At 64.3% G+C, this 19,716-nt stretch carries 17 protein-coding genes; 10 read left to right on the forward strand and 7 right to left on the reverse strand.

Annotated features, from left to right (window positions below):
• Window positions 1-5: 5 nt before the first annotated feature.
• On the forward strand, window positions 6-728 hold the full coding sequence (locus tag J9893_RS12525; protein ID WP_010674455.1) for a TerC family protein: 723 nt from the start codon (window positions 6-8) through the stop codon (window positions 726-728).
• Window positions 729-814: 86 nt separating this feature from the next.
• Here J9893_RS12525 and aroG read toward each other — a convergent pair whose 3' ends face one another.
• The 5 genes from aroG to J9893_RS12550 form a co-directional block, all read right to left on the reverse strand.
• Complete coding sequence (gene aroG / locus J9893_RS12530; protein WP_041212942.1) at window positions 815-1,870, reverse strand: 3-deoxy-7-phosphoheptulonate synthase AroG; 1,056 nt, start codon at window positions 1,868-1,870, stop codon at window positions 815-817.
• A 197-nt stretch (window positions 1,871-2,067) separates the two neighbouring features.
• Complete coding sequence (aroA, locus tag J9893_RS12535) at window positions 2,068-3,348, reverse strand: 3-phosphoshikimate 1-carboxyvinyltransferase (RefSeq protein WP_042863731.1); 1,281 nt, start codon at window positions 3,346-3,348, stop codon at window positions 2,068-2,070.
• A gap of 170 nt (window positions 3,349-3,518) precedes the next feature.
• Complete coding sequence (gene serC, locus J9893_RS12540; protein WP_010674452.1) at window positions 3,519-4,607, reverse strand: 3-phosphoserine/phosphohydroxythreonine transaminase; 1,089 nt, start codon at window positions 4,605-4,607, stop codon at window positions 3,519-3,521.
• Window positions 4,608-4,831: 224 nt separating this feature from the next.
• Window positions 4,832-5,761 (reverse strand): FAD-binding protein, encoded by a 930-nt coding sequence (locus tag J9893_RS12545; RefSeq protein ID WP_119197721.1) that lies wholly within the window; start codon window positions 5,759-5,761, stop codon window positions 4,832-4,834.
• A gap of 103 nt (window positions 5,762-5,864) precedes the next feature.
• Complete coding sequence (locus tag J9893_RS12550) at window positions 5,865-6,614, reverse strand: electron transfer flavoprotein subunit beta/FixA family protein (protein ID WP_160836922.1); 750 nt, start codon at window positions 6,612-6,614, stop codon at window positions 5,865-5,867.
• Between the two features lie 126 nt (window positions 6,615-6,740).
• Here J9893_RS12550 and J9893_RS12555 point away from each other — a divergent pair, with 126 nt between their 5' ends.
• The 3 genes from J9893_RS12555 (at window position 6,741) to J9893_RS12565 (ending at window position 10,353) form a co-directional block, all read left to right on the forward strand.
• Entirely contained in the window at window positions 6,741-8,384 is a 1,644-nt protein-coding gene (locus tag J9893_RS12555) for an electron transfer flavoprotein-ubiquinone oxidoreductase (RefSeq protein WP_182976549.1), read from the forward strand.
• Window positions 8,385-8,799: 415 nt separating this feature from the next.
• Window positions 8,800-9,747: a magnesium/cobalt transporter CorA gene (gene corA, locus J9893_RS12560; RefSeq protein WP_005301617.1), complete on the forward strand. Its 948-nt coding sequence runs from the start codon at window positions 8,800-8,802 to the stop codon at window positions 9,745-9,747.
• A gap of 144 nt (window positions 9,748-9,891) precedes the next feature.
• Window positions 9,892-10,353, forward strand: coding sequence for a DUF2919 domain-containing protein (locus J9893_RS12565; RefSeq protein ID WP_043155869.1), 462 nt, complete (start codon window positions 9,892-9,894; stop codon window positions 10,351-10,353).
• A gap of 9 nt (window positions 10,354-10,362) precedes the next feature.
• Here J9893_RS12565 and J9893_RS12570 read toward each other — a convergent pair whose 3' ends face one another.
• A complete protein-coding gene (locus J9893_RS12570) occupies window positions 10,363-11,112 on the reverse strand; it encodes a hypothetical protein (RefSeq protein ID WP_069784851.1) in 750 nt (249 codons plus the stop codon).
• A 215-nt stretch (window positions 11,113-11,327) separates the two neighbouring features.
• Here J9893_RS12570 and J9893_RS12575 point away from each other — a divergent pair, with 215 nt between their 5' ends.
• The 5 genes from J9893_RS12575 to J9893_RS12595 all read left to right on the forward strand — a co-directional run bounded on the left by J9893_RS12575 (window position 11,328) and on the right by J9893_RS12595 (window position 17,616).
• A complete protein-coding gene (locus J9893_RS12575; protein WP_010674446.1) occupies window positions 11,328-12,563 on the forward strand; it encodes an MFS transporter in 1,236 nt (411 codons plus the stop codon).
• Between the two features lie 60 nt (window positions 12,564-12,623).
• Complete coding sequence (locus tag J9893_RS12580; protein WP_010674445.1) at window positions 12,624-14,597, forward strand: siderophore amonabactin TonB-dependent receptor; 1,974 nt, start codon at window positions 12,624-12,626, stop codon at window positions 14,595-14,597.
• A gap of 78 nt (window positions 14,598-14,675) precedes the next feature.
• Window positions 14,676-15,692 (forward strand): amonabactin ABC transporter permease subunit 2, encoded by a 1,017-nt coding sequence (locus tag J9893_RS12585; protein WP_202211848.1) that lies wholly within the window; start codon window positions 14,676-14,678, stop codon window positions 15,690-15,692.
• A gap of 12 nt (window positions 15,693-15,704) precedes the next feature.
• The gene (locus J9893_RS12590) at window positions 15,705-16,754 is read left to right on the forward strand and encodes an amonabactin ABC transporter permease subunit 1 (protein WP_010674443.1); all 1,050 of its coding nucleotides are present in this window, start codon (window positions 15,705-15,707) and stop codon (window positions 16,752-16,754) included.
• Between the two features lie 43 nt (window positions 16,755-16,797).
• Complete coding sequence (locus tag J9893_RS12595) at window positions 16,798-17,616, forward strand: amonabactin ABC transporter ATP-binding protein (protein ID WP_010674442.1); 819 nt, start codon at window positions 16,798-16,800, stop codon at window positions 17,614-17,616.
• A gap of 90 nt (window positions 17,617-17,706) precedes the next feature.
• Here the strand turns inward: J9893_RS12595 and J9893_RS12600 are convergent, their stop codons facing one another.
• Window positions 17,707-18,438 carry a 4'-phosphopantetheinyl transferase superfamily protein gene (locus tag J9893_RS12600; protein ID WP_029314400.1) on the reverse strand — a complete coding sequence of 244 codons (732 nt, stop codon included), beginning with the start codon at window positions 18,436-18,438 and terminating at the stop codon, window positions 17,707-17,709.
• Between the two features lie 185 nt (window positions 18,439-18,623).
• Between J9893_RS12600 and J9893_RS12605 the strand changes: the two genes are divergently transcribed.
• On the forward strand, window positions 18,624-19,562 hold the full coding sequence (locus tag J9893_RS12605) for an iron-siderophore ABC transporter substrate-binding protein (RefSeq protein WP_010674440.1): 939 nt from the start codon (window positions 18,624-18,626) through the stop codon (window positions 19,560-19,562).
• Window positions 19,563-19,716: the final 154 nt, after the last annotated feature.

Consider the following 19,716-nt stretch of genomic DNA (forward strand, 5'->3'; position numbering starts at 1 on the left):
CAATCATGCTGGAATGGATTGCTGACCCCTCCGCCTGGGTCGCGCTCGCCACCCTGACCCTGCTCGAGATCGTGCTCGGCATCGACAACATCATTTTCATCTCCATCCTGGTGGGTCGCCTGCCGGAAGCCCAGCGCCAGAAAGCGCGCATCCTGGGGCTGGGGCTCGCCATGGGCACCCGCATCCTGCTGCTGCTCTCCCTGGCCTGGGTGATGCGCCTCACCGAGCCCCTCTTCACCGTGCTGGGGGAAGCCATCTCGGGACGGGATCTCATCCTGCTGGTGGGGGGTCTGTTCCTCATCGCCAAGAGCACCCACGAGATCCACCAGAGCCTGGAAGGGGCCGCCGAAGAGGCGGGTGTGGTGAGCAAGACCGCGGGCTTCCTGTCCACCCTGGTGCAGATCGCCATCCTCGACATCATCTTCAGCCTGGACTCCGTCATCACCGCCGTGGGCATGGCGGATCATGTCCCTGTCATGGTGCTGGCCATCATCATCGCCGTCGGCGTCATGATGTTTGCCGCCAAGGCCATCGGCGACTTCGTCGATACCCACCCCACCATCAAGATGCTGGCCCTCTCCTTCCTTATCCTGGTCGGGGTGGCGCTGATGGCCGAAGGGCTGGATCTGCACATTCCCAAGGGTTACATCTACTTCGCCATGGCCTTCTCGCTGGTGGTGGAGATGATCAACATCCGCCTGCGCGGCCACCAGGAGCGGGCCAAGTAAACCGCGACCTGCCGAGAGATGGCCAAACAAAAAGCGCGACCCAGGGTCGCGCTTTTTTATTGCCCCGCCAACGGGGCGCCTTGGGCTCAGAGGGCGTTGCGAGCGGCCACGGCGTCCGCCAGGTTGCGCAGCAGCACCTCGGTATCGGCCCAGCCGATGCAGGCGTCGGTGATGCTCTGGCCGAAGGTGAGCTCGCACCCGTCCACCAGATCCTGACGCCCTTCCACCAGGTGACTCTCCACCATGACGCCGAACACCGCCTTGCTGCCGGCACGCAGCTGACCGGCCACGTCCTCGGCCACCAGCATCTGGTTCTTGAACTGCTTGCTGCTGTTGGCGTGGCTGAAGTCGATCATCACTTTCTGGGGCAGACCGGCCTTGTCCAGACCACTCACCACCTCATCCACGTGACGGGCGCTGTAGTTGGGCTCGCGGCCACCGCGCAGGATGATGTGACAGTCCGGGTTGCCAGCGGTCGAGACGATGGCGGAGTGCCCGTACTTGGTCACCGACAGGAAGTGGTGCGGGGCGCTGGCGGCGCCGATGGCGTCGATGGCCACTTTGATGGTGCCGTCGGTGCCGTTCTTGAAGCCCACCGGGCAGGAGAGACCGGAGGCCAGCTCGCGGTGTACCTGGGATTCGGTGGTACGGGCGCCGATGGCACCCCAGCTCATCAGATCCGCCACGTATTGCGGGGTGATCATGTCGAGGAACTCGGAGGCGGTCGGCAGCCCCATGTCGTTGAGATCCAGCAAGAGCTTGCGACCCAGGCGCAGGCCGTCGTTGATCTGGCAGCTGTTGTCGAGGTAGGGGTCGTTGATCAGCCCCTTCCAGCCCACTGTGGTACGGGGTTTTTCGAAGTAGACCCGCATCACGATCTCCAGCTGATCTTTCAGCTCGTCGCGCAGCACCTTGAGGCGTTTGCCGTATTCCAGGGCGGCGACCGGATCGTGGATGGAGCAGGGGCCGATCACCACCAGCAGGCGATCATCGTCGCCGGCCAGGATGTTGTGGATGGCCTGACGGGATTCAAACACGGTGGCCGAGGCGGTGTCGGTCGCCGGAAACTTCTCAAGCACCGCAACCGGGGGCAATAACTCTTTGATTTCACTGATACGAACGTCGTCGGTTTGATGCTGCATGACCAAGTTTCCTGCTAGATGACTGCGATAAAGAGATCTCAATCTAGCCCTGTGCCGGGTCGGTGTAAATAGAAAATTACATTCTTCGGCAAGGAATTTTATTATCGCACCTTGCAAGTTTGCATAATGCTGCTAGGAGGCATGAAAAAAGCGGGGGGCAGAGATGAAAAGGCCCGCACGAAGCGGGCCGAAAGGGCTCAGGCCTGACTGACGCTGGCCAGCTTGTCGAAGTAGTCCGGGAAGGTCTTGGAGGTGCAACCCGGATCATTGATGGTGACAGGCGTATCGGAGAGCGCCACCAGGGAGAAGCACATGGCGATGCGGTGATCGTTGTAGGTGTCGATGGCCGCGTGGGTCAGCTGTGCGGGCGGGATCACGGTGATGAAGTCGTGCCCCTCCTCCACTTCCACGCCCAGCTTGCGCAGCTCGGTCGCCATGGCGTGCAGGCGGTCGGTCTCCTTCACCCGCCAGTTGTAGATGTTGCGGATGGTGGTGGTGCCCTCGGCAAACAGCGCCGTGGTGGCGATGGTCATGGCCGCATCCGGGATGTGGTTCATGTCCATGTCGATGCCCTTGAGCGGCCCCTGCTCGGCCTCGATGAAGTCATCGCCCCAGGTGATACGGGCCCCCATCTTCTCCAGTACGTCGGCGAAGTGGATGTCCCCCTGGATGCTGTGCTTGCCGATGCCGGTAACCCGCACCTTGCCCTTGATGGCACCCGCCGCGAGGAAGTAGGAGGCGCTGGAGGCATCCCCTTCCACCAGGAAGTCCCCCGGGCTGACATAGGTCTGGTTGCCCTTGATGTAGAACACCTTGTAGTCGTCGTGCTCGATGACCACCCCGAACTGCTTCATGATGTGCAGGGTGATGTCGATGTAGGGCTTGGAGACCAGCTCCCCCTTGATGTGGATGCGGGTGTCGCCGGCCGCCATGGGGGCCGCCATCAAAAACGCCGTCAGGAACTGGCTGGAGACGGAGCCGTCGATGTGGACATCGCCACCCCAGAGCCCCTTGGCATCCACCACCAGGGGCGGATAGCCATCTTTCTTCAGGTACTGGATGTGGGCACCCGCTTCGCGCAGGGCATCCACCAGGTGGCCGATGGGGCGCTCTTCCATGCGCGGCTCGCCGCCCAGGGTGTACTCGCCGGAGCCCAGGCACAGGGCGGCGCACAGGGGGCGCATGGCAGTACCGGCATTGCCGAGGAACAGGTTGACCGGTGCCGAGACCGCGAAGCTGCGACCCAGACCGTGCACGGTGCACTCGGTCTTGTCGGCGGAGAGCTTGTACTTGACGCCGAGCTGGGTCAGCGCCGCCAGCATGTGGCGGATGTCATCGCTGTCGAGCAGGTTGGTCAGCCGGGTGGTGCCCCGGGCCAGGGCCGCCAGCAGCAGGGCCCGGTTAGAGACACTCTTGGAGCCGGGCAGATTGACCACCCCGGCCACGCTAGAAATGGGTTCCAAACGCAACGAATTCATAGACTTCCTGTTCGATCTCAATTAAATCACCTGACCGGACGTTAACAGCCCGCGTCCCCCGCGGCAAGTTCGACAGTGGCACGACCGCGGGAGAGGGCAGCCTGGGTCAGGATGGGTCTGAAAAACAGACGCCGGGGAGTCCCCGGCGTCTGGCAATGGGGAGGCACGCCTCAACCGTGGCGTTTGGCAAAGTCATCCATAAAGCTGACCAGGGCCTTGACCCCTTCCAGGGGCATGGCGTTGTAGAGGCTGGCGCGCATGCCACCGACGATGCGGTGTCCCTTGAGGGCCAGCAGACCGGCCGCTTCCGACTCCGCCAGGAACAGCTTGTCCAGGGCCTCGTTCTTCAGCTGGAAGGGCACGTTCATGCGGGAGCGGCAGGCCACATCCACCTTGTTGCCATAGAAGCTCGACTGATCGAGGTAGCCGTAGAGGAAGTCGGCCTTCTCCTTGTTGCGTGCTTCCATCGCCGCCAGGCCACCCTGCTCCTTGAGCCACTCGAACACCAGACCGGCCAGGTACCAGGCGTAGGTGGGGGGCGTGTTGAACATGGAGTCGTTCTTGGCGGTGAGCTGGTAGTCGAAGATGGACGGCACATCGGCGCGGGCCTGGTTCAGCAGGTCATCGCGCACGATGGCGATGGCCAGACCAGAGGGGCCTATGTTCTTCTGGGCACCGGCGTAGAGGATGCCGAAGCGGCTCACGTCGAGGGGACGGGAGAGGATGGTGGAGGAGAGATCCGCCACCAGGGGCACATCGCCGGTGGCCGGGATGTCGAACATCTCGATGCCATCGATGGTTTCGTTCGGGCAGTAGTGCACATAGGCGGCATCGGCGCGAAACGCCGGCGTCGGCAGCAGGTGGGAGACCCCCTGCTCGTTCTTGGCCACCCCCTGGAAGGTCTGGATGTCACCGTATTTCTGGGCTTCATCCACGGCGCTCTGGGCCCAGACGCCGGTCACCAGGTAATCCGCCTTCTTGTTGGCGCCACCCAGCAGGTTCATGGGCACGGCGGAGAACTGGCCGCGGCCACCGCCGTGCATGAAGAGCACCTTGTAGTTGTCCGGCACCGCCAGCAGGTCGCGCAGGTCCGCTTCGGCCTTCTCGGCGACCGCCATATAGGGCTTGCCGCGATGGGAAAGCTCCATGACCGAGGCTCCCAGCCCCTGGAAATTACAAAATTCGCGCTGGGCGCGCTCCATGACTTCAACCGGCAACATGGCAGGGCCGGCGCAGAAGTTGTAAATCTGTTTGCTCATGACGCTTTCCGTGAATGGATGTGTGTGATCGGTGACTCGAACGTTTTTACACGACAGCCCCCCGTGGGGGCAAAGGCTTTTTGGGATCCAGCGCAACCTTTTGCCCCGGCGCCACCGGGCACCCATCAGACAAAAGCCCTGAACGGGCCAGGGCTTGCAGAGAATATGCATGGAAACGGGGGCGAGACAGCACGGACGGCTTTGTTCGCCCCTTTGTGGCAAATTTACAGCTTGGCGGTGAGCTCCGGCAGCAGGGTGAAGAGATCCCCCACCAGACCGTAGTCCGCCACCTGGAAGATGGGGGCCTCCGCGTCCTTGTTGATGGCGACGATCACCTTGGACTCCTTCATCCCCGCCAGATGCTGGATGGCCCCCGAGATGCCCACCGCGATGTAGAGCTCGGGGGCCACCACCTTGCCGGTCTGCCCCACCTGCAGGTCGTTGGAGACATAACCCGCATCCACGGCGGCCCGCGATGCCCCGACGGCAGCCCCCAGCTTGTCCGCCAGGGCGTCGATGAGGGCAAAGTGCTCTTTCGAGCCGAGTGCCCGCCCGCCGGAGACCACCACCCGGGCCGCCCCGAGCTCGGGTCTGGCGGAGCGCACCGCACGCCGCTCGATGAGCCGGGTACGGCAGCGCACCTCGGCCACCGGCAGCGATTCCATCACGGCACGCTCCTCCCCGGACCCGGCCTTGGCGAACGCGGTAGGCCGCACGGTGAGCACCTTGACGGGGGCGCTGCTCGCCACCCGGGCGATGGCGTTGCCCGCATAGATGGGACGCAGGAAAGTGTCGGGCCCCTCGATGCCGGTCACCTCGGCGATCATCTCCACCCCGAGCCTGGCCGCCACTCGCGGCAGCAGATCCTTGCCCTGGCTGCTGGCCGCCATCAGGCAGTGCTGGTAGTCCCTGGCCACCTCGGCGAGCAGTCTGTCGACCCCGTCGTTGAGCCCCTCCGCCAGCATGGGATGTTCTGCCAGCAGCACCCGGTTTACCCCCGTGAGGGCGGCGGCCTGCTTCCCCGCCTCCGTCAGCCCCTGCCCCAGCAGCAAGAGGTGCACCTCGCCCCCCAGGCGCCCCGCCGCCGTGACCAGCTGGGCCAGGTTGTCGGCGATCCGCCCCTGATGATGTTCCGCAATCACAAGTACGCTCATGGCAGCACCTTCATGTCATCCATTGATCCCTTGCTCCCCGGGGCCGCAGCCCCATGCATGGCGCTCACGCCTGCGGGAGGCATCCCTCTCATGCCCCTGCCCATCAGAGCACCTGGGCTTCGTGCTTGAGCTTGTCCAGCAGCTCGTCCACCGAGCCCACCCTGATGCCGGCGCTGCGCACCGGCGGCGCCATCACCCCGAGCTGCCGTGTCTGGTCGGCCGGCACCACCCCGAGGGCGGCGAACGGCTGGCTCTCCAGCGGCTTGCGCTTGGCCTTCATGATGTTGGGGAGGGAGGCGAAGCGCGGCTCGTTGAGGCGCAAGTCCACGGTCACCACGGCGGGCAGCGCCATGCCGAGGGTCTCGAGGCCACCGTCTATCTCGCGGGTCACCTGCAATTCCCCCTCCACCAGCCTGATGGCGGAGGCGAAGGTGGCAAGCGGCCAGTCATTGAGGGCGGCGAGCATCTGCCCCACCTGGTTGTTGTCGGAATCGATGGACTGTTTGCCGAGCAGCACCAGATCGGGCTGCTCCTGCCCGCACACCGTTTGCAGGGCCCGGGCCACGGTGAGCGGAGTCAGGGTCTCGTCGGTAACATAGTGCAGCGCCCGATCCGCCCCCAGCGCCAGGGCATGGCGCAACTGCTCGGCCGCCGCCTCGGGGCCGAAGGTCACCACCACCAGCTCGGATGCCACGCCGGCTTCCCGCAGCCTGACCCCCTCCTCCACCGCGATTTCACAAAACGGGTTGATGCCCATCTTCACATTGGCGAGCTCCACATCGGAGCCATCCCCCTTGACCCGGATCCTGACGTTGTAATCAACGACCCGTTTGACTGCGACCAGCAGCTTCATGGCGGTCATCCCTCATACCTGTTGTGTGGATCCACCTTGTCGTCACTCACTTTTCTGCTGACAAAGTGGTTTACGTTTACGTAAACTACCAACACTACCCTAGGCCAAGTCGAGCACAGAGGCAAGATGGAACGCGAAGCAATGGAATTTGATGTCGTCATCGTCGGTGGCGGCCCGGCAGGCCTGAGCGCCGCCATCGCATTGAAGCAGCAGGCCCCGGCCCTCTCGGTCTGCCTGCTGGAGAAGGGGGCCGAGATCGGCGCCCACCTGATCTCCGGCGCCCTGCTCGATCCCGTCGCCCTCAGGGAGCTGCTGCCAGAGAGCTGGCAGGAGGCCCCCCTCGGCGTGCCGGTGACGGATGATCAGGTCCATCTGCTGCAAAGCGACAGCCGCTCCCTGCAGCTGCCCCACTGGGCGGTGCCACCCCGCATGCACAACGACGGCAGCCACATCATCAGCCTCGGCACCCTCTGCCGCTGGCTCGGCAAGCAGGCCGAGGCCCTCGGTGTCGAGATCTACCCGGGCTTTGCGGCGAGCACCCTCATCGTGGAGGAGGGCCGGGTACGCGGGGTGGTGACCGGCGATCTTGGCCTCGACAAGGAGGGCAACCCCAAGCCGGATCACGTGCCCGGCATGGCCCTGTATGGCCGCTATACCCTGTTTGCCGAAGGGGCGCGCGGCCACCTCGGCAAACAGCTGATCGCCCGATTCCATCTGGAAAATAGCGCCCAGCCGCAGCATTACGCCATCGGCTTCAAGGAGGTGTGGCAGGTGCCTGTGGGGCAATCCCATCCTGGGCGGGTGCTCCATGGCAGCGGCTGGCCCCTTGGTGAGGGAAAGGGCAACAAGAGTCAGGGGGGCTTCTATCTCTATCATCTGGCCCAGGATCAGGTGGCGGTCGGCCTTATCGTCGATCTCAACTACCAGAATCCCTGGCTCAGCCCCTTTGACGAATTCCAGCGTCTCAAGCACCACCCCCTCATCGCGGCAACGTTGCAGGGGGGTGAGCGCATCAGCTACGGCGCGCGGGCCATCACCAAGGGGGGCTGGCACTCATTGCCGCGCATGCACTTTCCCGGCGGTCTGCTCATCGGTTGTGACGCGGGCACCCTCGACTTCTCCCGCATCAAGGGGATCCACACCGCCATGAAGTCCGGCATGGTGGCGGCCGCGACGGTCGCCATGGCACTGCGAGGAGGGGATGAAGGGGGACGGGATCTGGCCGAGTTTCAGGACGCGCTGCTGCAAAGCTGGCTGACCCGGGAACTGAAGAGGGCCCGCAACGTCGGGGCCGCCCTGCACCGCTTCGGCCCCTGGCTCGGCGGCGCTTTCAACTGGCTGGAGCAGCGACTCTTTGCCTTGACCTCTCCTTTTACTCTGCTGGACAAGGAACCGGATTACCGCCAGCTGCGCCTGGCCAGCCGTTGCCAGCCCATCGACTACCCCAAACCCGACGGCAAGCTCAGCTTCGACAAGCTCTCTTCCGTCTATCTGGCCAGCACCAGCCACGACGAGGATCAACCCTGTCACCTGACCCTTCAGGACGCGCGCATTCCGGTCGAGGTCAACCTGCCCACCTGGGCCGAACCCGCCCAGCGCTACTGCCCGGCGGGGGTGTTCGAGATCCTTGATGGGGATACCCTGCCAAGGCTGCAGATCAACGCCGCCAACTGCATTCACTGCAAAACCTGCGACATCAAGGATCCCAGCCAGAATATCGTCTGGACGCCGCCCCAGGGTGGCTCGGGCCCCAACTACCCCAATCTGTAACAGGCTTGCCCACGCACACCAGAGCAGATAACAAGGAGACGCAGCCCCGGAACACCGCACGGAGACCGTTTCCTGCGCTTGGCCGGGGACTGTCGCAGGGCGACCATAAACCCGCCATTCCCGCCGGTGAGCTCGGGCCCTCCCCCACTCCAGGGCGAACAAAGGAGGCGACGCCGGGATCACCCGCATCAGGGTCGCCACGGCTGATCCGACCTCGCCGATTTTTTGAGCGAACAGGCTGAACCCCTGATGAATAGGCCCTGACAAGCGGGTCCCGCCCCTGTATAGTTCGCCGCATTCAGGTTGTCCATCGGCCTCGTTATGCTATTTCATGGGATCGCTTTCCGTGCGATCTAAGGCCGCATGAACCTGTGCAACCATCCCTGATTACCCATGACTTCTTAAGGGGGGACAGATGATCACCGCCTACATTCTCAACAACAAGGTGCTGGACATAGTCACGCTCGGGCCGGATGACATCGTTCCCGACAACACCGTCTGGCTGGATGCCTACAAGCCGGACACAGCGGAGCGAGAATGGTTGACGGGCCTGTTCCTGGAGGAGGTGCCTGACAAGGAGGAGCTCGATGACATCGAGGCATCCGCCCGCTTCTACTGGGACACCGACGGTCTGCACATCCACTCCCTGTTTCCCCAGCGCATCGGTCGCGACACCAAGGGTGTGCACGTCTCCTTTACCCTGCGCAACAACCTGCTGATCAGCATCCGCGAGGATGACATCGGCCTGGTGCGTCTGCTGCGCCACTACATGCGCCAGGACAGGCTGGAGGTCGAAGACGCCCTCGACATCCTGCTGGAGGTGCAGAACCTCAAGGTGGAGTACCTCTCAGACCTGATCGAGGATGGCTACAAGACCCTGGAGAACACCGCCGATCAGATCTTCGAGCCGGACCAGATCAACCCCATGCTCAAGGAGCTGATGGCCCAGGAAGAGGCCAACGGCCAGATCCGTCTCTCCCTGCACGATACCCGCCGCGCCCTGCGCTTCCTCAAACGCAGTCTGCGCCAGCGCATGACGGGGGAGCAGAACAAGTGGATCGACGAGATGCTGCACGACGTGGAATCCCTGCTGCCCCATACCCAGTTCCTGTTCGACAAGATCAACTTCCAGCTGGAGGCCTCTATGGGGGTGACCAATCTGGAGCAGAACAAGGTGATCAAGATCTTCTCGGTAGCCGCGGTGATCTTCCTGCCGCCGACGCTCATCGCCAGCATCTACGGCATGAACTTCGGTCGCATGCCGGAGCTCGCCTGGGAATACGGCTATCCCCTCTCCCTGGTGCTGATGGTGATGTCATCGCTGGGCACCGGTCTCTTCTTCAAGCGAAAAGGCTGGCTGTGACGCCGGAACCCGGCAACTAAAGACTGCGGATTGGGGGGCATGGCCCCCCGATTAATTCCCGGCCGTTGCCGGCCTTGCAATGACCTGCCCTGTGCCCCATATCCCCTTCATCACTCGCACTGCATGAATGGATACCGGGCCACTATGACCCTCTACCCCGAACACCGTTACGACGATCACGGCCAGTTGCGCCCCCCGCTCTGGTTCTGGCCCATCGCCCTCTTGCTGACCCGCTCGGTCTGGCTGTTTCTGATGGCGGGGGTCACCCGGGAGAGTGGCAGCGCCATCCTGACCCTCTTCTACCCGGACAAGCTCACCCTCTATATCAGCCTGCTGACGGACGTGCCCGCCATGCTGGCGCTGCTCGCCTGCGGCGGCACCCATCGCCAGACCCACAGTGCCAGAGCCTGGCTCAGACGCCACAGCCGCGCTCTGCTGCTTTGCTCCACCGCGAGCGGCCTGGTGATGCAACTGCACAGCCTCAATCTGCAGCAGTGGTCGTTCAACTGGCCCACCGCCCTGGTGCTCATCGCCAGCCTCTGGGCGCTCTGGTATCTGCTGAGAAGCCGCCAGTTGCGGGATTACGCTCTGGATCAGCCCCACTGACAGGCTGGTTCACTGGCGCGTGACCCGGATCTGCAGAGTCTGGCGTTCGCTGCCGCTGGCCCCGCCCATGCCTGATGGATTGGCGATCGCGGCCTCCCGGCTGCCTTGGGTTGTGGAAAGCTCCCCCACCGTCAGCCACTGGCCCGGGGCGCCGCTCACCTCGGTGGCACTCTGGCCGGTGTGTATGTTGCCTCGCTCCACTCTTACCTGTTCACTGCTGAGGGCCACCTGCACCCTGTCCCCTATCAGGGTCGCGGTGGCGTAGAGACCGTTCATCAGCGGCATCATGCCCACCACCCTTCCCCCCTGCCACTGGTAAAAGGTGACCGGCTGATAGGACCCCATCTGCAACAACACGGGCCGTCCGGAGAGGCCACGCACCTGCCAGTTGTCACTCTGGCTGCGTTCATAGTGCCGGGCATCCCCCTCCAGCAGCCACTGCCGTTTGGCATCCAGGCCCAGCCCCACTCCGGCCTGCTGACGGCTGGAGGCGCCATCCACCCGCCACTCGATGAGCAGGCTTTGGGGCGGCTGGTTCACTTGCGCCAGGGTACGCTCGGCCTCCTGCAACTGGGCGGGGGTTCCGCTCAGTACCAGCTGGTTGCCCATGGCGCTCACCCCGAGATCCGGGTAGATCTCCTTGAGCGTCTGCACCGCGGCATCCGCCTCGAATACCGGTATGACCTTCACTTCGGCCCTCAGGGGCAATGCCAGCAACAGGCAGCACCCCAGCCCCCAATACCCTGATCCAGCGCGCATCTTCTCCTCCCGGCGTTCACCGCCACCCTCTCGCTTCCTGCCATCATGGTCCATGGCGCCCCGATTGCAACGGGCCTGGTATGCAACCCCATACAGAGGCACCTGATAAAGACTCGTTAAGATACCAATCAATACAAATAAAAATGGTTATCATTTGTTGTCACAACAAAAACCCTCGGATACAATTCGGACTCATTTTTTCGAGTCAGCCTCTGATGAAGCCAGAATCCGTCGCATCCACCCCTGCCGCCATCCACCTGGCGCTGCTCATCAACATGCTCTCCATGGGCTGCATGATGATGGTGATGCCCCTTGGCCCGGAACTGGTAACCCGCCTGGGGATGCTGCCGGAGCAGACAGGTTACTTCAGCGGCGGCGCCACCCTGGGCGCCGCTCTGCTGGGCCTCCTGGCCGCCCCCTGGCTCGATCGGGTCAACCGCAAACCCGCTCTGCTGGTACTGCTGGTCCTGCGCTTCCTGCTCTTGATGGCTTGCGCCCTGGCCGAGGATAGCCAGACACTGCTGCTGCTTTTCATCCTGTCCGGCTGCGTGGCCGGCCCCCTGGGGGCCATCCTGATGGCGGCGGTGCTGGATCTGGTACCGCCCGCCGAGCGGGGCCGCCGTCTCGCCTACGTGGGTATGGCGTTTTCCCTGGCCGCCATTCTGATCGTGCCCGCGGCCCTCGTGCTGGCCCAGTGGTCTGGCTGGCAGAGCCCCTTCCTCTTGTTTGGTGCAGGCGGCCTGCTGCTGGCCCTGCTGTGTGCCATCTGGCTGCCGTCCCTGCCGGTCAACCGGGCCCCGGCAGGCCAGGGGATGCGCCAGTTGCTGGGGTCACCACTCTGCCAGGGAGCACTCTTCATCCTCTGCCTGCAGATGTTCGGCCACTTCCTGCTCATTCCGCACTTTGCCAACTACTTCCAGTTCAACCTGGGTTTCCCGCGCGAGCAGATCGCCAGCCTCTATCTGTGCGGCGGCCTTGCCAGCATGGCCACCATGCGCCTGTGCGGCGGCTGGATCGATCAGGGTCGCGCCCAGGGCGCCATCCTGCTCACCAGCCTGGCCCTGGCCCTGATCACCCTGGTGGGCTTTGCCTTGCCGGCAGGCCTGCCTCTATATCTGCTGTTCACCCTCTTCATGGCCCTGAGCTCCGCCCGTGCCAGCACCACCCTCGCAGTCACGGCGGCCATTCCGGCCCCCCATCAGCGCGCCGCCTTCATGTCTTTCCAGGGCTCGGTCACCAATGTGGCGGCGGGCCTAGGCAGCCTGTTCTCCGCCAGATATCTGGTCTCCGACGAGGGGGGCGCTCTGCAAGGTTTCTCCACCCTGGCCTGGATCAACATTGCGTGCACCCTGGTGGCCTGCGCCGGAGTCTGGTTCCTCATCCGGAGCCTGAAGCGCACAAGAGATAACAATAATCCTGCCTCTGGCACCGCCAGACAAGGAAGTCAGTGAGCACCGGATCAGAAGAATCCGGACCCCATAACCTCAGTTATATCCATGGAGTTTTTGACAATGCAGTTGCAGCACGGCCTCTTTAAACTGAACCCCATTCTGCTCTCCCTTGGTCTGCTGGCCGTACCGGGCCTGGCCCAGGCCGAGTCCGTCAAGGCCAACGAGACGGTGGTGGTCACCGCCACCCAGACCAAGCACACCGAGCTGACCGCCCCGGCCAGCGTCTCCGTGGTCACCCGCGCCGATCTGGACAAGATGAACGTCAACAACATCGGCGATGCCCTCAAGCACGTGCCCGGTGTCAACATCATCGGCACCAACCCCACGGGTCGCAACGAGATCAAGATCCGCGGCATGGGCGGTGACTACACCCTGCTGCTGGTCAACGGCAAGCGGGTCAACGCCCGCGAGACCCTGGGCAGCTCCTTTGGCAACGACTTCGACTTAAGCTCCATCCCCATGGCCGCCATCGAGCGCATCGAGGTGATCCGCGGTCCCGTCTCCTCCCTGTACGGGGCCGATGCCCTCGGCGGCGTGGTCAACGTGATCCTGCGCCAGGCCAAGGAGAACACCGAAGCGGCCGTCGGCTACACCCACACCATGCCCACCAAGGGGGATGGCGGGGATGCCAACCAGGGTAGCGCCTTCGTCTCCGGCGCCCTGATCGACAACAAGCTGCTGGGCAGCGTGGTGGTGGAAGGCTATCAGCGGGATCGCTGGAAGAGCGAGCAGTCCAACAACCCGGATGCCGACGCCCTGGAGAAACGGGAAGTGGTCAACGTGCTCTCCAGCCTGAAGTGGCTGGTGGCCGACAACCAGGACATCGACTTCGATCTGGGTTACAACCAGAACGACATGGACAGCTACTTCAACAACGTGCCCCGTGCCCCGACCGCACCGGCTACCCCCCACAACGTGCAGAAACTCGATCGCCTGAGCCTGGGGCTGACCCACAACGGCCGTTGGGAACACTTCGACAGCCGCGCTCGTTACTACTTCGAGCAGACCGATCTGATGGATGACTCCCAGCTCAACGGTGGCGCCGCCGACATCACCCAGACCAACAACACGGTGGATGGCCAGTTGAGCGGCTACCTCGGGGATCACCTGCTGACCTCGGGTGCAGAGTTCCGCAAGACCGAGCTGGAGCACAGCCGCAGCATCCAGAACGGCAGCGTGGATGCGAGCCAGAGCGCTCTCTACCTGCAAGACGAGTTCGGCTTTGGGGATCTGGCCCTGACGCTCTCCGGCCGTCTGGATCACCACGAGACCTATGGCAACGAGTTCAGCCCCCGTGCCTACGCCCTCTACTCCCTGAGTGACGAGTGGGTGATCAAGGGCGGCGCCGGCAAGGCGTTCAAGGCCCCGACCCTGGCCCAGTCCAGCGAAGGGTTCGCCACCACCGCCTGCCGCGGCGCCTGCAAGGTGATAGGCAACCCGGATCTGAAGCCGGAAACCTCCGTCAGCTACGAGCTTGGCACCGCCTACAACGCCGATCGCTTCGGCGCAGGGGTGACCGGCTTCCACAACGAGATCGAGGATCTGATCCAGAGCGATCAGTGGGGCCCGGGCTACCGTCCGACCGTCATGACCTACCTCAACGTCAAGAAGGCCCGCATCAAGGGGCTGGAGCTGACCGGCTGGTTCGACGTGCTGGACAACGTGCAGCTGACCGGCAACCTGACCCTGCTGGACTCCGAAGACAAGAGCACGGGTGACGATCTGGCCAAGACCCCGGATCACACCGGCAACATCGGCCTGGACTGGAAGGCGAGCGACGTGGTCAGCGCCAACCTGGCCTGGCAGTATGTCGGCAGCCAGGTGATCAAGGTGCCGGCCCGCAACGCCCAGGCATTCACCTCCAAGCACTACCAGACCCTGGACGTGAACACCAAGTGGACCGTCACGCCGGCCCTGGACTTCAAGCTCGGCATCACCAACCTCACCAACACCCAGCGTGACGAGGTGGCGACCGACGCCGACTTCATCCTGGAAGGTCGCACCGTCTACGCAGGGGTCGATTACAAGCTGTAATCCATCCTGTATGCGGGAGCCCCGGTCGCGGGGCTCCCTTTTTGCGTTTCTGCCTCCCCGAATTCAAGGAGTCATTGAGTGCTCAGATACCAAGCTCGGCTGTTCTGGCTCGGCGTGCTGCTCCTCTTCCTGCTGATTTGTCTGTCACTGGCCACCGGGGCCGGTGTCTATGGTGGCCGCGAGGTCGCCGGTTTCCTGATGGGCGATCCCGCCTTCGTGGCCGATGAAAAGCTCGCCATGATAGTCCATACCCTGCGCCTGCCCCGTACCCTGGCAGCCCTGGTGGTGGGGGCGTCACTCTCCCTGGCGGCTTCCATGCTGCAAAGTGCCACCCGCAACCCTCTGGCCGAACCCGGCCTGCTCGGGGTCAATGCCGGCGCCGTCTTTGCTCTGGTGATCGGCCTCACCTGGTTTGGCGTCGAATCCGCCTACGGGTATCTGCTCTGGTCCGGCATGGGGGCCCTGCTCGGCAACCTCATCGTGCTGGGCCTCGGCCTCATGGTGGGGCGCTCCAACCCCCTCAAGCTCATCCTGGTAGGGGTCGCCCTCTCCGCCACCTTCGGCGGTCTTTCCAACTTCCTGCTGCTCTCCAACCGGGTGGTGCTGGAGCAGTTCCGCTTCTGGAACTTAGGGTCCCTTGCCGCCTCCAGTCTGGAAGCGGTACTCACCGTGGTCCCCTTCGCCCTGGCCGCCCTGCTGCTGACCCTGGCGCTCTGTCGCCCTCTCACCCTGATGCAGATGGGGGATCACCAGTCCAGGGCCCTCGGCATCCGCCCCACCCGGGTGCGGATCGGCGTGCTCTTGGCCGTAACGCTCTTCACCGCCTGCGCCATCGCCATCGCCGGTCCCATCGGCTTTGTCGGCTTCCTCGCCGCCTACTGCGCCCGCCTGGTGGAGCCGGTTCGCCTCGCCATCCAGGTGCGCTTCTCTGCCCTGTTCGGGGTGCTCTTTCTGCTCGGTGCCGATGTGCTGGCCCGCTGGCTTATCCAGCCCTACGAGCTGCCCAACGGCGTCATTCTGGCGCTCATCGGGGCGCCCGTGCTCATCCTGGTGGTGCGCAGCGGCGGCTTCCGCTCCCTGCTGGCCGTCAAATAAGGTGCCACGCCCATGAAGAACTCTCTCTCACTCCCGAGCGGCACCCTCTGCCTTCGCCTTGGCAGCCGCACCCTGTTGCTGCACCGCCGCGCCTGGCTCATCACCCTGGGGCTCCTGGTCGCCCTCACCCTGCTCTCCCTGCTGGCCCTCACCCTGGGTTCCGGCAAGATCACCATGATGGGGGTGATCCAGACCCTGCTCGGGGAGGGAAGCCGACTCGATCAGGTGACCGTCTTCAAAATCCGCCTGCCGCGCCTGTTGGCGGTGCTGGTGGCCGGCGCCGCCATGGGACTCTCGGGCTGCCTGGTGCAGACCCTGGTGCGAAACCGCCTCGCCACCCCGGACATGATCGGGGTCAACGAGGGGGCATCCCTGGCCATCATCATCTTCTCCCTCTATCTGACGCTGGGCACCTGGCCCTGGTGGGCCGCCCCCTTCGGCGCCCTGTTTGCCGCCGCCGTGCTCTATGCCCTGTGCAACAAGCCGGGGGAGCAGGGCTACCTGTTCGTGGTGATCGGCATCGGGGTCTCGGAGCTGATGAACGCCCTCGGCCAGTTCGTCATGTCCACCCAGTCCCTGGTGCACCTCACCAGCCTCTATCTGTGGAACATGGGCAACTTCGTCGGTCAGGGCTATGGCACCCTGCTACCGGTGAGCCTGCTGCTCCTGCTCATCTGTCCCTGGACCGTCTGTCTCTCCCGCTCCCTCGGCGTGCTGCGCCTGGGACCGGTGACGGCCAGCACCCTCGGGGTCAACGTGAACCGGGTCCAGCTCGGGGTGCTGGCCCAGGCCATCATCGTCGCAGCCCTTGGCACCGCCATCGGCGGCCCCGTGGTCTTCATTGCCATGGCGGCCCCCATCCTTGCCTCCTGGCTCAGCCGGGATCGCATCGTGCCGCTCTGGATTGCCGCCCTGTGCGGCGCCCTGATGCTGCTCGCCAGTGACACCCTGGTGCGGGTGCTGGCCAGCCCCCACGAAGTGGCTACCGGCATCATGACCCGCATTCTCGGCGGCCTGCTGCTGCTCTTCATCCTGCTCAAAGATCGCCAGAAGGCCGACTGACCATGGCATTCATCCATTTTCAATACAGACCGAGGGCCGCCCGATGACGCTCACCGTGAACCGACTCCAGTTCGGCTACCCGCAAAAGACCATCTTCAAGGAGATATCCTTCTCCCTCCCCCGGGGCAAACTGGTGGGGATCGTCGGCCCCAACGGCGGCGGCAAATCCACGCTGCTCAAGCTCCTTGCGGGACAGGAGCAGCCCCGGTCCGGGGAGATCCTGCTCAAGGAGAAGCCACTCGGTGCCTATGGCGCCAAAGCCCTGGCTCGGGAACTCGCCTATCTGCCCCAACGTCCCCTGGTCCCCCCCGGTATCCTGGTGGAGCAGCTGGTGCAATATGGCCGCCATCCCCATCAGGGCTGGTTCAATCAGTGGAGCGAGGAAGATGCCCGCATGGTGGACTGGGCCCGGGAGCGGATGCAGCTCGATGCCATCTGGCACCAGAGCGCCAGTTCGCTGTCCGGCGGTCAGGCCCAGCGGGTGTGGCTCGCCATGGTGCTGGCACAGGATGCGGACATCATCTTGCTGGACGAGCCCACCAGCGCGCTGGACATCGGCCACCAGACCGAGGTGATGGAGGCCATCCATCGGGTCGCCGCCGAGGGCAAGACGGTGCTTATCGTCATCCACGATCTCGCCACCGCCGCCCGCTACTGCGACGAGCTGATTGCCCTGGGGGATGGCGCCATCCAGGCCATGGGCCCAGCCCGGGAGGTGGTGACCAAGCCCCTCATCGATCGCCTCTACCAGACCGATGTGGACATACTGCACGCCCCCGGCGACGGGGCCCCTGTCATCGTGCCCCGCCGACGCGCTGACGAAGTGCCTCGCCTGCGCGCCGACCATGGCGTGTCGGCCTGAGCCATACCCTGTGCCAGAGAAAGAACCCGCCTGATGGCGGTTTCTTTCTCTGGGCTTTGCGTTGGCGTTATCCGGGCGCTGGCATCGTGCTCACAGCAGCAAGACGGTGAGCACGCCCCCCGGCAGGGCTTGCCAGTGCAGGGTGCAGCGCCAGCCAGCTGGCAGGGTCGGTGTCAGCGGGCATTTGAGCTCCAGGGTGAGAGTCTGCGCCGTCATGGCGAGCCAGCGGGCATCGAGAAAGTCAAAGTAGCGCCCCACCCGGGAATAGAGCCCCTTGAAGAGGCTTTCCTTGGCGGAAAACACCAGGGTCAGTCCCTCTGCCAGGCTCAGCTGGGCGTCGTGAACCCCCGCCTCCAGCCGCCCCCACTCCTCCCCATCCATGATGCCGGGCCAGAGCTGCGCCCCTTGGTCGCCATCGAGCCAGGCCTCCAGATCCAGCCCGATTCCCTCCTGGCCCGGACGCACCGCACACAGGGCCACCCCCTCTCCCGCCAGCCGGCTGTGGCTGATGCTCCCCTCCACCCCTTCAGGCCAGAGTGGCTCCCGGGCAGCGCCGATGGCCACGCTGCATCCTGCAAGACCGAAGGGTCGCAGGGCCTCACGGGCTGCGAGACGCCCTGCCAGAAACTCCCCGAGGCGCCTGGGGGCAGCCCCCTGCAATGAAGCAGGCAGGATGATGCCCTGCGCCCCAAAGCACTCCGGCGAGAAGGCGGCGGGATCAAAACAGACCCGATGAAGAGGCAGCGTCTCAAGACCCGGCAGGCACAAGGTATCGAATTGACGGACAAAGGGTCCATCGAGTGAGGGACAACGAGGCAACATGAAAGGCTCCTGACAGGGGCCTGCGATGGTACCAAAGCAAGCCGAGGTAATGCCACAAATACAAATGACAACGCTTCTCACTTGCTTTGTGGTAGCATGTCCCCGCCCATTCGGGGCTGGCCGGGCGGCTCTCAGGCACTTTTCACAGACTCCGGCCCACCGATTTCACCCATAAGGATGTCACCATGAAGATCTTCTCCCCGCTGGCCACCTTGCTCATGCTGGCCAGCCTGACGGGCTTCCAGGCCCAGGCGGGCAGCCGCCAGGTCATCGATGCCAACGGCCAGTCCCAGAGCGTCCCCGATGCGCCCCGGCGGGTCGTCGTGTTGAGCGAACTCGATCTCGACAGCGCCCTGACTCTGGGGGTGCAGCCGGTAGGCACCGTCAATGGACGCGGCCAGTCCACCCTGCCCCGCTATCTGCTGGACAAGGCGGGCAAGGAGATCGCCGTGGTCGGGGATCTGGACAACCCCAATCTGGAGACCCTCATCGATCTGGAGCCGGACCTCATCCTCACCGGCCAGACCAAGCCCGAGCTCCTGGCCCTGCTCAAGGAGATCGCCCCTACCGTCGTCACCGGCAACTGGGGCGAGCCCTGGAAAACCGTGTTCGGTCGCAGCGCCGACGCGATGAACCGGGGGGCCGAGGCCAAGGCGTTCCTCACCCGGTATGAGGCCCGCCTGGCAGAGGCCCGCAGCAAGCTCGCCAAGCATCAGGGGGAGCAGATGAGCATAGTGCGCTGGAACCCCAAGGGGCCGAGCTACATGCACGGCGGCACCTTTGCCAGCAGCGTGGTCACCGAGATGGGGCTCACCCGACCGTCCCACCAGATTGGCGACAAGAGCCCCCACTCCCCGGCCCTGAGCCTCGAATCCCTCAACCTGCTGGACGGTGACTGGCTGGTGATCGGCACCCTCAGCACCAGCGGGGATGCGGTGGATGCCATGAAGCAGGCCGAGCAGACCCCGGCCTTCCAGCAGCTCGGCGCCATCAAGGGCAAGCGCTTCGGCGCCGTGGACGGGTCTCTCTGGACCTCCACCGGCGGCCCCCAGGCGGCCCTCAAGGTGATCGACGACGTCGAGCGCCTGCTCACCAAACCGGATGCCGCCCCCATCGCTCACTAAGCCCCCTCGGTTTACAGCCAACAAGAAGCCCGCATGATGCGGGCTTCTTTTTATCCATCGCTCTTACCATCCGGCAAGACAGCTTACTCATGCAAAGGCAACGCCTTTCTGTCGAGCTTGCCACTGCCGGTCTTGGGCAGGGCATCCAGCAAGA

Source organism: Aeromonas sp. MaB10011B (assembly GCF_017939325.1).
GTDB lineage: Bacteria > Pseudomonadota > Gammaproteobacteria > Enterobacterales > Aeromonadaceae > Aeromonas > Aeromonas caviae.